This window comes from Acidobacteriota bacterium (genome assembly GCA_020853395.1).
Taxonomy (GTDB): Bacteria; Acidobacteriota; Vicinamibacteria; order Vicinamibacterales; family SCN-69-37; genus JADYYY01.
The window spans coordinates 119,913-134,259 of record JADYYY010000009.1; the positions used below are offsets into that span (position 1 = coordinate 119,913).

Below are 14,347 nucleotides of genomic sequence, written 5' to 3' on the forward strand. Positions count from 1 at the left end.
CGCCGTCGATCGACTCGCACCGGCGCGGAACGGCGCGAAGGGCCGCAAGCCAGTTGGTACACACGCGGTGAGGAGGCGCTCCTGCCGCAAGGGACGCGGGAGAAGTCCGCGGCGACGCCTCGGACCGAGGAAAGGACGCGATGAAGATTCTGGTGACCGGAGGGCTCGGGGCGGTCGGCGCGCCGTTGACCAGCACGTTGCGGGAGCAGGGCCACGAGGTGTGGGTGCTGGATCGCCCGCATCATCACGGTCTGAACGGCGGGTACTATTTCCGCACCGACGTCGGCGAGTACCGCCAGCTCGAGTCGGTGTTCGATCAGGTCCCCTTCGAGTTCGTCTACCATGCCGCCGCCGAGTTCGGCCGGATCAACGGCGAGCACTTCTACGAAACGATGTGGCGGACGAACGCGGTCGGCACGAAGAACTTGATCCGGCTCCAGGAGGCCCGCCGCTTCCGCATGGTGGTGTTCTCGAGCTCCGAGATCTACGGTGACTACGAGGGCGTCATGACCGAAGACGTCCCGGCGCGCCATCCGATCCGACAGATGAACGATTACGCGATCTCCAAGTGGGTGAACGAGCTGCAGGTGCTAAACTCGGCGGCCGTCGAGGGGACCGAGACCGTGATCGTCCGGCTGTTCAACACGTACGGCCCGGGCGAGCCGTACAGCGACTACCGCAGCGTCATCTGCAAGTTCATCTACTCGGCATTGCATCGGCTGCCCTACCGCGTCTACCTGAACCACCATCGCACGTCGTCGTTCATCGACGATACGGTCCGGACGCTGGCCGCCATCGCGACCAGGTTCGAGCCCGGGGCGGTGTACAACATCGCCGGTGAGCACTACCACGACATCCGGACCGTGTCCGACATGATTCTCGCGGCGGTCGGCCGGGACGATCGGCTGGTGGAATACGTCGACTACGAGGTGCACAACACGCGCGACAAGCGCACCTCCGCCGCGCGCGCCCACGCCGATCTGGGGCATCGTGAAACCGTCGGGCTGGCCGAGGGCATCGCGCGCACGGTCGCCTGGCAGCGGGAGTACTACGATGTCCGCGACTGAGGCGCCGATCAGGACCGTCGCGGTCGTCGGCGCCGGCTACGTCGGCCTCCCTCTCTGTCTCCATCTCGCGCGCGCGGGATTGCGCGTCACGGCCGTCGACGTCGACGAGCGCGTCGTGCGCGAGATCGCCGAGCGGCGCGCGAAGGTCGACGAGAAAGAGGACTTCGAGACCTATTTCCGCGACCCTGACGTCCAACGTCACCTGTCGGCGTCGCGCACGCCGGTCGAGGCGGACGCCTTCGTGATTGCCGTGCCGACGCCAGTGCGGCACGACGATCACACGCCCGATCTGTCGGCGGTCGTGGCGGCCGCCGAGTCGCTCGTGCCGGTTCTCCGTCCTGGCAATCTCGTCGTCGTCGAGTCCACCATTCCACCGGACACGACGCGCGGGGTCGTCCAGCCGATTCTCGAGCGCAGCGGCCTTCGCGTCGGGCTGAACCTCTTCCTGGCCCATTGCCCGGAGCGGATCCTGCCGGGCAACATCATGGCCGAGGCGGTGTTCAACACCCGCATCGTCGGCGGGGTGGACGAGGCGTCGACCAGGCGGGCGTCGGCGCTCTTCAGCGTGTTCGTCAAGGGTGGAGTGCGGCTGACCGACGATCGGACCGCCGAGTTCGTCAAGCTCATCGAGAACTCGTTTCGCGACGTGAACGTCGCGTTCGCCAACCAGGTCGCCGTGCTCTGCGAGGAATTCGGCATCGAGCCGGGCCAAGCCATCGAGCTGGCCAACCTCCATCCACGCGTCCAGATTCTCAATCCTGGCATCGGCGTCGGCGGCCATTGCATTCCTGTCGATCCCTGGTTCCTCATCGCGGCGCGTCCCACCCAGACCGGACTGCTCAGAGCGGCACGCGAGTTGAACGACGGCATGCCGCGAAGGACGGCGGATCGCATCCGGCAGTCGGTGGCACAGGTCGATCGGCCGCGGGTCGTGTGCCTCGGCGCGACCTACAAGCCGAACGTCAAGGACCTTCGCGAGAGCCCGGCGTTGGAGGTCGTGTCGCTCTTGCGTCAGGATGGGCTGGCGCCAGAGCTGTACGATCCGCTCGTGGAGGAGTATCGCTGTGACTCGGTACTGGCGGTCGCTCGCGGCGCGGATGCGCTCGCCATCCTCGTACCGCACGATCTCATCGTCATGGAGATCCGCTATCGCAAGCGCGAGGTGCTCGCCGCGATGCGGACACCGAACCTGCTGGCCTTCTCGCCCGGCATCCTCTAGCCGCCGCACGCGGCTCGCGTGCGCGGTCACCGCGTCGCTCTCGGTGCTCTCGGCGCTCGCCACCGCCGCGCCTCCGCCGGCCCAGATGCAGGCGACGCTCGTCGCCACCGGCTTCACGAAGCCGGTGGCATTCGTGCCGCATCCGACCGACGCCGCCGTGCAGATCGTGGTGCAACAGGGTGGCCTCGCGCGCGTGCTCGTGAACGGCGTCGTGCAGGCGCAGCCGTTCCTCGATCTCAGGGGCCTGATCTCGTCGGACGGCGAAAAGGGCCTGCTGGGGCTGGCGTTCGCGCCGGACTACGCGACGAGTGGCCGCGTGTTCGTCTACTTCATCAACCCCGACGGCCACAGCGTCGTCGCGCGCTACACGCGATCCGCGGCCCAGCCGCTGCGGCTCGATCCGGCGACGCGCGTCGATCTCGTGTGGCCGAGCGGCGAACGGTTCATCCGGCAGCCCTTCGCGAATCACAAGGGCGGACATCTCGCGTTCGGACCCGACGGGTTCCTCTACATCGGGCTGGGCGACGGCGGCAGCGGCAACGACCCGCTGAACCATGCCCAGAACCCGAGGTCGCTGCTCGGGAAGATGCTGCGGATCGACGTGGCCGTCAGCGAGGGACATGCGACGGGATACGTCGTGCCGGCGACCAACCCCTTCGCCGGCCGCAGCGACGTGCTCGGGGAGATCTGGGCGTTCGGTCTGCGGAATCCGTGGCGATGGAGCTTCGACGATCCGGCACGGGGCGGAACTGGTGCGCTGATCATCGGCGACGTGGGCCAGGGCGCCTGGGAGGAGATCGACTACGAGCCGGCTGGCGCCGGCGGACGCAACTACGGCTGGCGCAACCGCGAAGGTGCGCACGACAACGTGACCACGACGCCGCCGTTCTCGCCGGCGATCGTCGACCCGATCCATGAGTATGGCCGTGGCACGGGCCAAACGGTGATCGGCGGCTACGTCTATCGCGGCACGGCGCTGGCGTCGTTGCTCGGCGGCCGATATGTCTTCGCCGACATCGGGTCCGGACGGCTGTGGTCTCTGGGCCTGCAGATCCACGCGACGAACGAGGCCACCGTGACCGACGTCCAGGAGCACACGAACATGCCTGGCGCAGGTGTTCGGCCGTGGGTGAGCTTCGGAACCGACGCGCGCGGCGAGTTGTATGGCCTGACCTACGACGGTTCGCTGTTCCGATTCGATCCGTACCCGTCGTCGACCGGCCGACGAGGCGACTTCGACGGCGATGCCAAAGCCGATGTCTCGATCTACCGCCCGAACACCGGAACGTGGCACATCCTGTCGTCGGCGAGCGGCTATGCATCTGGCGCCACGTATGCCTGGGGCGTCGCAACCGATGTGCCGGTCACCGGCGACTACGACGGCGATGGGCTGGCCGATCTCGCGGTGTACCGGCCTGGGAACGGCTACTGGTACGTCCTGAAGTCCAGCACGGGCTTCAGCGGTTGGGCGTTTTACACGTGGGGCATGCCGGGAGACGTTCCCGTGCCCGCCGACTACGATGGCGACGGCCGCACCGACATCACCGTGTACCGGCCCTCGAATGGCTACTGGTACGTGCTGACGTCGCGCTCGGCCTTCACCAGCGCTGCGTTCTACAGTTGGGGCATGCCGGGCGATTTGCCCGCGCCCGGCGATTACGATGGCGACGAGCTCGTCGACATCACCGTGTACCGCCCCTCGACGGGCCACTGGTTCATCCTGCGGTCGAGCTCGGGCTATTCGGCGGCGAGCATCTACGCGTGGGGCCGGGCCGGCGATCTGCCGGTCGCGGGTGACTACGACGGCGACGGCCGTGCCGACGTCGCGGTCTACCGGCCGGACGGCGGCTACTGGTTCATCCTGACGTCCGCATCGGGGTTCAGCACGTCCCGATTCTTCTCGTGGGGCGCACCGAACGACCGTCCGGTGCCCGCGGACTACGACGGAGACGGCATCGACGACATCGCGGTGTACCGCTCTTCCAACGGCGGCTGGTACGTCTTGAAATCGAGCGCCGGGTTCACCGCATCCGCCGCCTACCTCTGGGGACAGCCGGCGGACGTTCCGATACTGGCCGGGCGGTGATCGAAGCGGGAGCTGACGGGGTTGTGGGTCGCGCGATCACGGCTCGCGACGATGCGCTTCGCTCGTCGCCGCCCGCTCGAGCGCGGAGACGATGCGTTCGGCGGCGTGGCCGTCGCCGTACACGGTGACGGCCCGCGCCATCGCACGGTAGGCATCGTCATCGTCCAGGAGCCTCACGGACGCGTCGACGATGCGGTCGCGATCGGTGCCGACGATGGCTGCGACGCCTGCGGCCACGCCTTCTGGACGTTCGGTCGCGTCGCGCAATACCAGGACCGGCTTGCCAAGGCTGGGCGCTTCCTCCTGGATGCCGCCGGAATCGGTCAGCACGAAGTGCGCGCGGCGCAGGGCGTCGACGAGGTCCGGATACGGCAGCGGCTTCACGAGACGGACGTTCGAGCATCCTGAGAGCGCCCGCGTCACCTCGCCCAGCACGTTCGGATTGGGATGAACGGGAAACAGGAACTCGACGCGGTCGCGATAACGGTCCGCCAGCCACCGCAGCGCGCCGCACACGTCGGCGAGCGGCCGGCCGAAGCTCTCGCGCCGGTGCATCGTCACGAGCACGAGCCGGCGTGTCCCCGTTTCCGGCGTAGGACCGCGGCCTCCCAATCGATCGATGGTCCACTGCAACGCGTCGATGGCGGTGTTGCCGGTCACGAGCACCGCCTCGGGCGCGACGCCTTCGGCGAGCAGTTGCTGCCGCGCTCGCTCGGTCGGTGCGAAATGCAGATCGGCGATGCGGCCCAACAGACGGCGGTTCAGCTCCTCCGGAAACGGCGCATCCTTGGTCGTCGTGCGCAGCCCCGCTTCGACGTGGCCCACGCGCGCGCGATGGTAGAAGGCGACGAGCCCGGCGGCGAAGGCGGACGTCGTGTCGCCCTGCACCACCACCCAGGCCGGCTGCTCGACGGCCATGACGTCGTCGAGCGCGCCGCACAGCCTCGCCGTCAAGCCGGCCAGCGCCTGGTTGGGCCGCATCACGTCCAGATCGTGGTCGGGTGCGATGCCGAAGAGGTCGAGCAGCGGATCGAGGAGATCGCGATGCTGCGCCGTGACGCAGATGCGAGGCTCGCACCACTCCGCCGCGGCCAGCGCGCGGATCACCGGCGCCAGCTTGATCGCCTCTGGCCGCGTGCCGAACACGACGAGCACCTTCACTGCCGCGACCTCCGCACGCGTGCCGCCACGGCTACGCCGGCAGGATGCGCCGAAACAGCCCGGCGTCCGCGAAGCGGCAGCGCCAATCGTGCGCCTGCCGAAAGCGTATCGTCTCGGCCGCGTCCACCGGAGCGCGCAACGCGGCCGCAGCGGTCGCTTCGATCCCGTGATCCTCGACGAAGAACGTCAGGTCGCCGGCGCCTCGGGAACGCATCTCGCCGAACCGCGTCGTGACCACGGGAAGGCCCATCGCGCGATACGCGTAGTACTTGATGGGGTCGACCGACTCGGTGAGCGGCGAGGGCGTGAAGGGAATCAGGCCGACCGAGAATCGCTCCATGTGCTGGATCGTCGCTTCGTGCGAGCAGGCGCCGACGAGCTCCACGTTCGGCCGCAGCCCTCGAGGCGTCGTCACGCGCGGACCGATGATCCGCACGGGCGCGGCGGGATGGGCCGCGGCTAGCCGATCGACGATCGACCAATCGAACCATGAGCCGACACACCCGACGTAGCCGAACACGATCGGGCGCCGCTCGTCCGCCTGGACCGGTGGCAACGCCGACATCTCGAACGCGTTCCGGACGAGAACCCGCTTGTCGCCGAACGGCGAGAACTTGTTCGACAGGCGCGTCGACGACGTCAGGATGACGTCGACCGAGCCTGCGATCGCCCATTCCATGCGCGCGGCGCACTGCCGCGAGAGCCCACGGTAGAACATCGGGAAGTCGTCCATGGCGTCGTACGCGGACCAGGCGAACTCGCCGCGCTGCAGCACGACGTGCGCCAGCCCGCTGGGACGGCCGACCACGACACCAAGTCGAGTCCCGCGCGAGACGAGCGCCCGCAGCCTCGCTCTGAAGCTGCGGTAGAGCAGCCGAGTGTGCCATGCACCAACCAGGGGAATCGGCTCGACGGGCAGCGCGCGCAACGCCAGCACCTGGAGATTGGCCGGCCGCGGCGTCGGCAGCAGCGTGCCGCGTGAGCGCGTCAGGTCCGCGACGCGCGGCAGCCGAGAGGGATAGGGATCGATCCAGATCGCCCGTCGGCGCTGATCCTGGAGAAAGTGGCGCACGAAGCTGTGAGGTCGCTGCGGGTAGCTGTCCCACGGCACCGGCGAGAAGTACAGCAAGGTCATCAGACCGAAGTCGCGCCATTATGTCGGACTCCGAGTCGCCGCGCAGTGAAAACCTCGGCACGAACGCCGGTGCGCCGCACGTCCGAGATGGCGGGCAGGCCGGATATACTGCCGCGCGGCCTCGACCCTGGAGCCCGACCGCTGCAGCAGGTGAATGTCGAACGGTACGTCCTCTGTGTGTTGGCGATGCCGCATGCCGGCTCGGCCGCGGTGGCGCGTCTGCTCCACGAGGCCGGCGTCGGATTCGGCGGCGTCCCTGGTGGGTTGGACGACGACGCCTGGTCGCACCCGATCTTTCGCGCGATCGACGACGAACTGCTCGAGCGTCTCGGCATGGCGAACGATGATCCGTCCGCGCTGCCGGCTGGCTGGGCCAGTGCACGCGGGCTCGACGACCTCCGCGCACGCGCCAGCGCAGCCATCGCTGGCTTCGCCGCCGATGCGCGATGGGGTTGGCTCAGCACGCGAGCCTGGCTGACCCTGCCCTTCTGGCGTCAGATGCTGCCGCGCGCGCGCTACCTGGTCTGCGTGCCGGAACCAGTGAGCTACATCAGCGCGCTCGATCGCCGGCTGGGGCTCAGCGCCGAGGCAGCCGCAGACCTCTGGCTCACCTACGTCTCGACCGTCCTCTCGGCAACGTCGTCCGACGATCGCCTGATCGTCTTTCCAGATGAGCTGACCTCGAATCCGGAAGCGGAAGGCGACCGTGTGCTCGCATTCCTCCGCAGTTCGTCACCGGCCGCTGCGGTGCCCGTTCAGGCCCTCCCGGCGCCTCACCTGACGACGGCCGAGGCCGAGACGACGTTCGCGGGCACGACGTACGCGCTGCTCCGTCGCGCAGCGAGCGTGGACTCCGGACTTTCCCGAGAGCTGGCTGCCTTGTCGAGCGCGGTGGCGAGCGAGGCGACACGGCTCGTCCGGCGTGCCCGATCCGCCGAACACGAAGCGATGAGCGCGCGCGACCGCCTCGGCGAGCTCGAACGTCAGGTTGAACGCCACGCGGCCGTGATCGAGGAGCGCGAGGAAGGGATCGCCTGGTTGCGCGACGAGCTGGCCGAGGCGCAGCGCATGCGCGAGCGGCTCGAGGACGTGAATCGCTCGCTCGGCGCGCAGCTCGACACGATTCTCGCGTCCCGGGGCTGGCGCTGGCTCAACCGGGCCCGGCGCCTGAAGGCTCGCCTGCAGCGCCTGTCTGGGCTCGGCGGCCGCACGCCGGGGCCAACGAGTCGTGCTCGTGAGGAAACGGGCGCGGCGGCCCCGCGCACCTCGCGCCCGGCGGCGCCGGGATCGTGGGAGAGCCTCGAGCTGCTGCCCGAGATCGCTCGCGGCGGCGTCCGCCGGAACCGCATGGCCCTGGCTCCTCGCCAGCGCCACGACGTCGTGTGCCTGTCGATCATCGATTGGGATTTCCGCTTTCAGCGGCCGCAGCAACTGATGGCCGCGTTCGCCCAGCGTGGCCATCGCGTCTTCTACGTCAGCCTGGCCAGATTCGCGGACTCGGGCGAGGGCCTCGAGCCGAAAGTCCGGCTGATCCGCGACGGGGTGTACGAAGTCCAGCTCGCCGTGCCGAGACCTCCCGACCTCTACGGAGGCGGCCTGCCGGCGGATGTTCTCGATGCCGCGACGGATTCGCTGGCCCGGCTGCGGCACCAATACGACATCTCGTGCGCGGCGCTCTACGTGATGATCGCGTCATGGGCGCCGCTGGCCACGGCGGCGCGCCGGCTCTGGGCCTGGCCCGTCGTCTACGACTGCATGGACGAGTGGGAGAACTTCCCGGGCGTGAAGCGCGCGGTGGTCGACGCCGAAGCCGCGCTCGTGCGCGAGTGCGACCTGCTCGTGGTCACGGCGGCGCGATTGCAGCAGAAGTGGGCGTTCGCCGACCGGCCGACCGTGCTGGCCCGCAACGCCGTCGACTTCGACTTCTACGCGGAGCGGTGCATTCCCAACACGCTGCTCGCCGGCGTGCCGCACCCGATCGTCGGCTATTACGGCGCGATCGCGGACTGGTTCGACGTGGATCTCGTCGTGGAGGCGGCGCGTGCGAGGCCCGGCTGTCAGTTCGTGCTGCTCGGCGGCGTCTTCGGCGTGGACGTCTCGACGCTGACGGCGCTGCCGAACGTGCGGCTGCTGGGCCAGCAGCCGTACGACACGATGCCGCAGTATCTCTTCCACTTCGATGCGTGCCTCATCCCGTTCAAGATCAATCCGATCACTCAGGCGACGGATCCGGTGAAGCTGTACGAGTACCTGAGCGCCGGCAAGCCCGTGGTGTCCGTGGCGCTGGCCGAGCTGGCGCCGTGCGCGGACCTCGTCCATCTGGCGCGGACGCCCGGCGAGTTCGTCGCAGCGATCGACCGCGCGTTGTCCGAAGACGATCCCGACCTGGTGGAGCGCCGGCGGGCGTTCGCCGCCGCCAACACCTGGAACCAGCGCTGCGAAGCGATCGCGACCGCGCTCGTCGACGCGACACCGCTCGTCAGCATCGTGATCGTCACCCACAACAACCTGCCGCTCACGATGCTGTGCCTCGAGAGCCTGCTGCGCAACACCAACCTGCCGGCCTTCGAAATCGTCGTCGTCGACAACGCGTCCACCGATGGGACGCCGGATTTCCTCGGCGCGCTCGCTCCGGGCTGTCCCGAGCTGCGCGTCGTGTACAACGCGCGAAACGAAGGATTCCCCAAGGCGAACAACCAGGGCCTCGCCGCCAGCCGCGGCGCGTTCATCGTTCTGCTGAACAACGACACGGTCGTCCCGCCGCACTGGCTGCCGCGCTTGCTCGCGCACCTGCGCGATCCCGCGGTCGGCCTGGTCGGACCCGTGACGAACTTCGCCGGCAACGAGGCCAAGCTGCCGGTGTCCTATCGCACCATCGGGCAGATGGAGCACTTCGCGGCCGAGCGAAGCCGTCTGTTCGAAGGTCAGTTCGCGGACATCCCGGTGCTGGCCATGTTCTGCGTCGCGATGCGTCGGGAGACGTACGACCGCGTCGGCGCGCTCGACGAGCGGTTCGGCATCGGCATGTTCGAGGACGACGACTACACCCATCGGGTGCGCGCGCTCGGTTTGCGGATCGTCTGTGCGCGCGACGTGTTCATCCACCACGTCGGACAGGCGGCGTTCAAGACACTGATCGATCGCGGAGACTACGACGCGCTCTTCGAGCAGAATCGCCGCTGGTACGAGACGAAGTGGGGGGTGAGGTGGGTGCCGCACCGCCATGGCGCGCTCAACTGGAAGGGGGGCCCGTCGGGCCGGCCGCCCGGCTCTGCGTCGCTCGACACCCGCGCTTTCGACGCCCCGGCGCAGGTGCCCTGACCCTTTCGCCGGCTCGACGGCGAAGACATCACGAAGCGCTTACACACCTCTCCACGGCATTTCCGGCGTTGACATCGTTTCGGTCGGTGTTCTACGCTCTGCCTCCCCCAAGCCACAGTCACAGTGCACTGACCTGACGGCTCGCGCCGCGGGCGGGAGGTAGGACGTGATCGGTAGGTCTCGTCTGTCGAGTGGTGTTCCAGCAGGTTTACGCTCGGGACTGCGCGTTGCATCGATGCTCCTGGCCGCGCTCGCCGCCAACGCGCCGAACGCCTCCGCCGACGGCACGATCAGCGGCCGCGTCACCAGTTCCACGACGTCGCTCGGCATCGCAGGCACGAAGGTCTGGGCCTTCTCGATGAACGACGACGTCGCGGTCAACACGACGGTCGACGGCTCCGGCAACTACAGCCTGTCGCTGCCGGCCGGCAGCTACGGGGTGTTCACGCAGAACACCCAGGGCTACATCAACGAGATCTGGAACAACGTCCAGTGCTCGGCCGTCTGCGACCTCGAGGCCATCACGCCGCTCGACGTGACGACCGGCGCGATCACCAACATCGATTTCGTGCTCGACCCCGGCGGCCGGATTGCCGGCAGGGTCACGTCGGGTGGCGTAGGCATTCCGGGCATCACCGTGACGTTCTACGACCCGTCAGGCGAAGCGGACTTCACGAGTGCCGTGACCGACAGCGACGGGAACTACATCAGCGACGGCGGCACGGCGACGGGCAGCATCTTCGTCCGCACCGAAAACGACCTGGGCTATCAGGACGAAGTGTGGAACGACATCAAGTGTCTCTGGTGCGACGCGACCGAGGGCACGCCCGTGCCCGTCACGAACGGGGTCACGACGGGGAACATCGACTTCGCGCTCGACCTTGGAGGACGGATCGCCGGCACGATCACGGACGGCACCACCGGCATACCGAATGTCTCCGTCGTCGTCCACGGCACCGACGGCAGTTGGATCATGAGCGCCACGACCGACGGGTCTGGGCAGTACCTCACCGCGGCGCTGCCTGCGGGGTCCTATTACGTCACGACGTGGGACTCCGGCCGGGTGGACGAGATCTACAACAACGTCACGTGCATCGGCGGCTACTGCAACATGACCGGCGGAACGACGGTGGCCGTCACGGTTGGAAACATCACCAACAACGTCAACTTCGCGCTCGCGGCGGGCGGAACGATCACCGGGACGGTCACGAACGCCGCCGGCGGCGCGCCCCTCGACGTGTTCGTCGGCGTCTTCAATTCGAGCGGCGGATTCATCGGCGGCGGCTGGTCCGGGGAGAGCGGCGTTTTCGAGATCGTCGTGCCGGCCGGGTCGTACTACGTCGCCGTCACCAATGCGGGCTACGCCGGGCAGGTCTACAACGGCGTCGGCTGCCTGGCCTCGAGCTGCAACGTCGTCACGGGCACGCTCGTTCCGGTGTCGGCCGGGGGGACCACCGGCAACGTCAACTTCGCGCTCGTCGCCGGCGGCAACATCACCGGGACCGTCACGGCCGCGGCCACCGCATCGCCGGTGACCAACTACGCCGTCCAACTGATGTCGACGACCAACACGGTGCTGGCGACGATCTTCACGGATGGCGCCGGCGTGTACACGTTCACGGGCGTGACCGCCGGGTCGTACTACGTCCGCACGAACGGCGTCGGGTTCAACCTGATCAATCAGCTCTACAACGGCGTGCAGTGCATCGGCTGCAACGTGACGACGAGCGGCGGCACGCTGGTGTCGGTTTCGGGCGGTGCGACAACGAGCAACATCAACTTCGCCCTAGCGGCCGGCGGCCGGATCAGCGGAACGGTGCGAAACGCCACGAACAACGCGCCGATCGCGAACATCGGCGCGCAGATCTTCACCTCCACGGGCGTTCAGTTGAGCACGCACAACACGAACGGCTCCGGGGTCTACACGACGTCGGGGCTTCCGGCCGGCACCTACTACATCCGCACCAGCAACTCGCTCGGCTTCATCAACGAGGTCTACAACGACCTCTCCTGTCCGCAGGCCGGCTGTACCGTCACGAACGGCACGCCCATCACGGTGACGCTCAACAACATCACGTCCAACATCGACTTCAGCCTCGCCGTTGGGGGTGTCATCAGCGGGACGGTGACGAATGCGGCCGGCGGCGCGGCGCTGACCAACCTCCCCGTCCAGATCTTCAACGCGGTAGGGGCGTCGATCGGCACGGTGAACACGAATGGTGCGGGGCTGTTCACGACGTCGGGGCTGCCGGCCGCCACGTACTACCTGCGGACCAACAACTCGGCGGGATTCATCGACGAGCTCTACGACAACATCGCGTGCCCCTCGACGGCGGCCTGCAACGTGACGACCGGCACCGCCGTGTCGGTCACGGCCGGCGCGACGACGAGCGACCGGAACTTCGCGCTCTCGGCCGGCGGCTCGATCAGCGGGACCGTCAGAAACGCCAGCACGCTCGCGGCAATCTCCGGGATCAACGTCCAGGCGTACGCGTCTACCGGCAGCTTCGTGAAGACGGGCACCGCGAGCGCCGCCGACGGGACCTACACGATCTCCGGGCTGCCGCCCGGCACCTATTACATCCGTACTGCGATCTCCGGCGCCATCTTCTACCTGGACGAGCTGTACAACGAGCTCCCCTGCAGCCCGACGTGCGTGGTGACGACCGGCGCGCCGATCGTCGTCACGGCGGGCACGAACCAGACCGGAAAGGACTTCACCCTCGCGGCAGGCGGCGGTGCCATCGCCGGCACGGTGCGCGACGCGCAGACGCTCGCGGTCTTGAGCGGCATCACCGTGCAGGTCTACGACGCCGGCGGCACGCTGGCGAAGAGCGTGGCGACCCTCCTCAACAGCGGGACCTACGCCATCACCGGTCTGCCGGCCGGCACGTACTACGCGCGCACCAACGTCGCCAGCTCGGTGAGCTACCTCAACCAGCGCTACGACGACCTGCCGTGCCCCACGAATTGTCCCGTGACGAGCGGCACGCCGATCGTCGTGTCGAACGGCGCGACCACGGGCGGCATCGACTTCGAGCTGACGCCCAGCCTCGTGCAGAACGGCTCGTTCGGCGCCGGGACGGCCGGCTGGAAGCTGTTCGGCGCGCCGAACGACACCTACATGACGTGGAACACGACCGGCGGGTCGTTCAACCTGCGCCGCACGCCGCAGCCGGCCGGCACGCCGGTCAGCCAGGCGCTGCTGTTCCAGGACACCGGCATCGCCGTCCCGACCGACACGCCGGTGGTCGCACAGTTCGATCTGGCCAACACGGCGAGCAAGGTCATGGTCATGCGCGTGCTGCTCGTCGGCAACTCGGCCAACTTCGGCCTCGACTTCGCCGCCTGCACGTTCGCGCTGCCCAACGACGGCCTCTTCCGCACCTATCAGATGAAGGCCCACGCGACGACGGCCTGGCCGAACGCCGCCGTGTACTTCTACGCCGGGCAGATCGATCCGAACGGCGGCGACTACTACTACAAGGTCGACAACGTGTCGCTGGCCTTGGCGCCCGGCCAGTCGATCGAACGCACCGAGTGCGTCGACCCGCTCGCCCCCGCGCCGGCGGGCGGCGCCGACAGCGCGAACCTGCTCGTCAACGGCGACTTCTCGGCCGGGATGGCCAACTGGGGCGAGGACGGCGCGATCGTCCGCCGCGATCCGATGGTGGGCGGCGTCTACGAGGCGTATCGCACGGCCGTGTTCCGCCCGCCCGTCGTGCTGCAGAAGACCAATCCGGCGCTGCAGCCCGGCGGCATGCTGCCGGCCGGGCAGCGGCTGACGTTGACGCTGCGGCTGGGCAACACGCTGCCGAGCCGGGCGCGCGCGCTCGTGCTCGTCAACGACAACGACTTCTCGTCGTTCGTCGCCTGTGCCTTCTGGCTCGGGCCCAATCAGGCGCTGTCGCCCTTCGCGATGCAGATCTACACGAGCGAGGCGTGGCAGAACCCGGCCGTGTCGGTCTATCCCTCGTCGGGGGCCGTCGCGCCCGGGTGGCTGCAGCTCGACGACGTGGTGCTGCAGAAGACGCCGGGCACGAGCACGAGCGGGTCGGTGTGCCTGGAGGGCAGCGAGGCGTCGGCGCTCATGGCGCTGAGCGGACTCGGCGGCGCCGCGTTCAGCCCGCTGCTGGCGGCGGTCGTCCCGCCGGTAGCGCCGACGGGCGACAACGATCGGACGGTTGGGGCCGGCGACGACGGCCCCTCGTCGTCGGCCGGCGGCCTCACGGGCGACGCCGCGGCGCGGCTCGGGGACGAGCCGCTCGCCTCGCCCGACGACACGTGGACGCAGGACGGCGACGCGTGGACGACCACGGCGCCGGAGGCCGGCACGCTGCACGTCCTGCGGTGGACGC

7 protein-coding genes are annotated in these 14,347 nt (G+C 68.6%); 5 read left to right on the forward strand and 2 right to left on the reverse strand.

Annotated features, from left to right (window positions below; all coding sequences use genetic code 11):
* Positions 1-140: 140 nt before the first annotated feature.
* The 3 genes from IT184_08615 to IT184_08625 are packed head-to-tail and all read left to right on the forward strand — an operon-like array spanning position 141 to position 4,372.
* The gene (locus IT184_08615; GenBank protein ID MCC7008864.1) at positions 141-1,067 is read left to right on the forward strand and encodes an NAD(P)-dependent oxidoreductase; all 927 of its coding nucleotides are present in this window, start codon (positions 141-143) and stop codon (positions 1,065-1,067) included.
* Positions 1,054-2,286: a nucleotide sugar dehydrogenase gene (locus IT184_08620; protein MCC7008865.1), complete on the forward strand. Its 1,233-nt coding sequence runs from the start codon at positions 1,054-1,056 to the stop codon at positions 2,284-2,286. Before IT184_08615 ends, IT184_08620 begins: the two co-directional genes overlap by 14 nt.
* Positions 2,287-2,329: 43 nt before the next feature.
* Positions 2,330-4,372 carry a PQQ-dependent sugar dehydrogenase gene (locus tag IT184_08625; GenBank protein ID MCC7008866.1) on the forward strand — a complete coding sequence of 681 codons (2,043 nt, stop codon included), beginning with the start codon at positions 2,330-2,332 and terminating at the stop codon, positions 4,370-4,372.
* Between the two features lie 36 nt (positions 4,373-4,408).
* Here IT184_08625 and wecB read toward each other — a convergent pair whose 3' ends face one another.
* Positions 4,409-5,533, reverse strand: coding sequence for a UDP-N-acetylglucosamine 2-epimerase (non-hydrolyzing) (gene wecB / locus IT184_08630; GenBank protein ID MCC7008867.1), 1,125 nt, complete (start codon positions 5,531-5,533; stop codon positions 4,409-4,411).
* Between the two features lie 31 nt (positions 5,534-5,564).
* Positions 5,565-6,668, reverse strand: coding sequence for a glycosyl transferase (locus IT184_08635; protein ID MCC7008868.1), 1,104 nt, complete (start codon positions 6,666-6,668; stop codon positions 5,565-5,567).
* 150 nt (positions 6,669-6,818) lie between these two features.
* Here IT184_08635 and IT184_08640 point away from each other — a divergent pair, with 150 nt between their 5' ends.
* Both IT184_08640 and IT184_08645 read left to right on the forward strand, forming a co-directional pair.
* Entirely contained in the window at positions 6,819-9,989 is a 3,171-nt protein-coding gene (locus IT184_08640; GenBank protein MCC7008869.1) for a glycosyltransferase, read from the forward strand.
* Positions 9,990-10,224: 235 nt separating this feature from the next.
* Positions 10,225-14,347: carboxypeptidase regulatory-like domain-containing protein (locus tag IT184_08645; GenBank protein MCC7008870.1), on the forward strand; the 4,123-nt coding region annotated here is incomplete at its 3' end.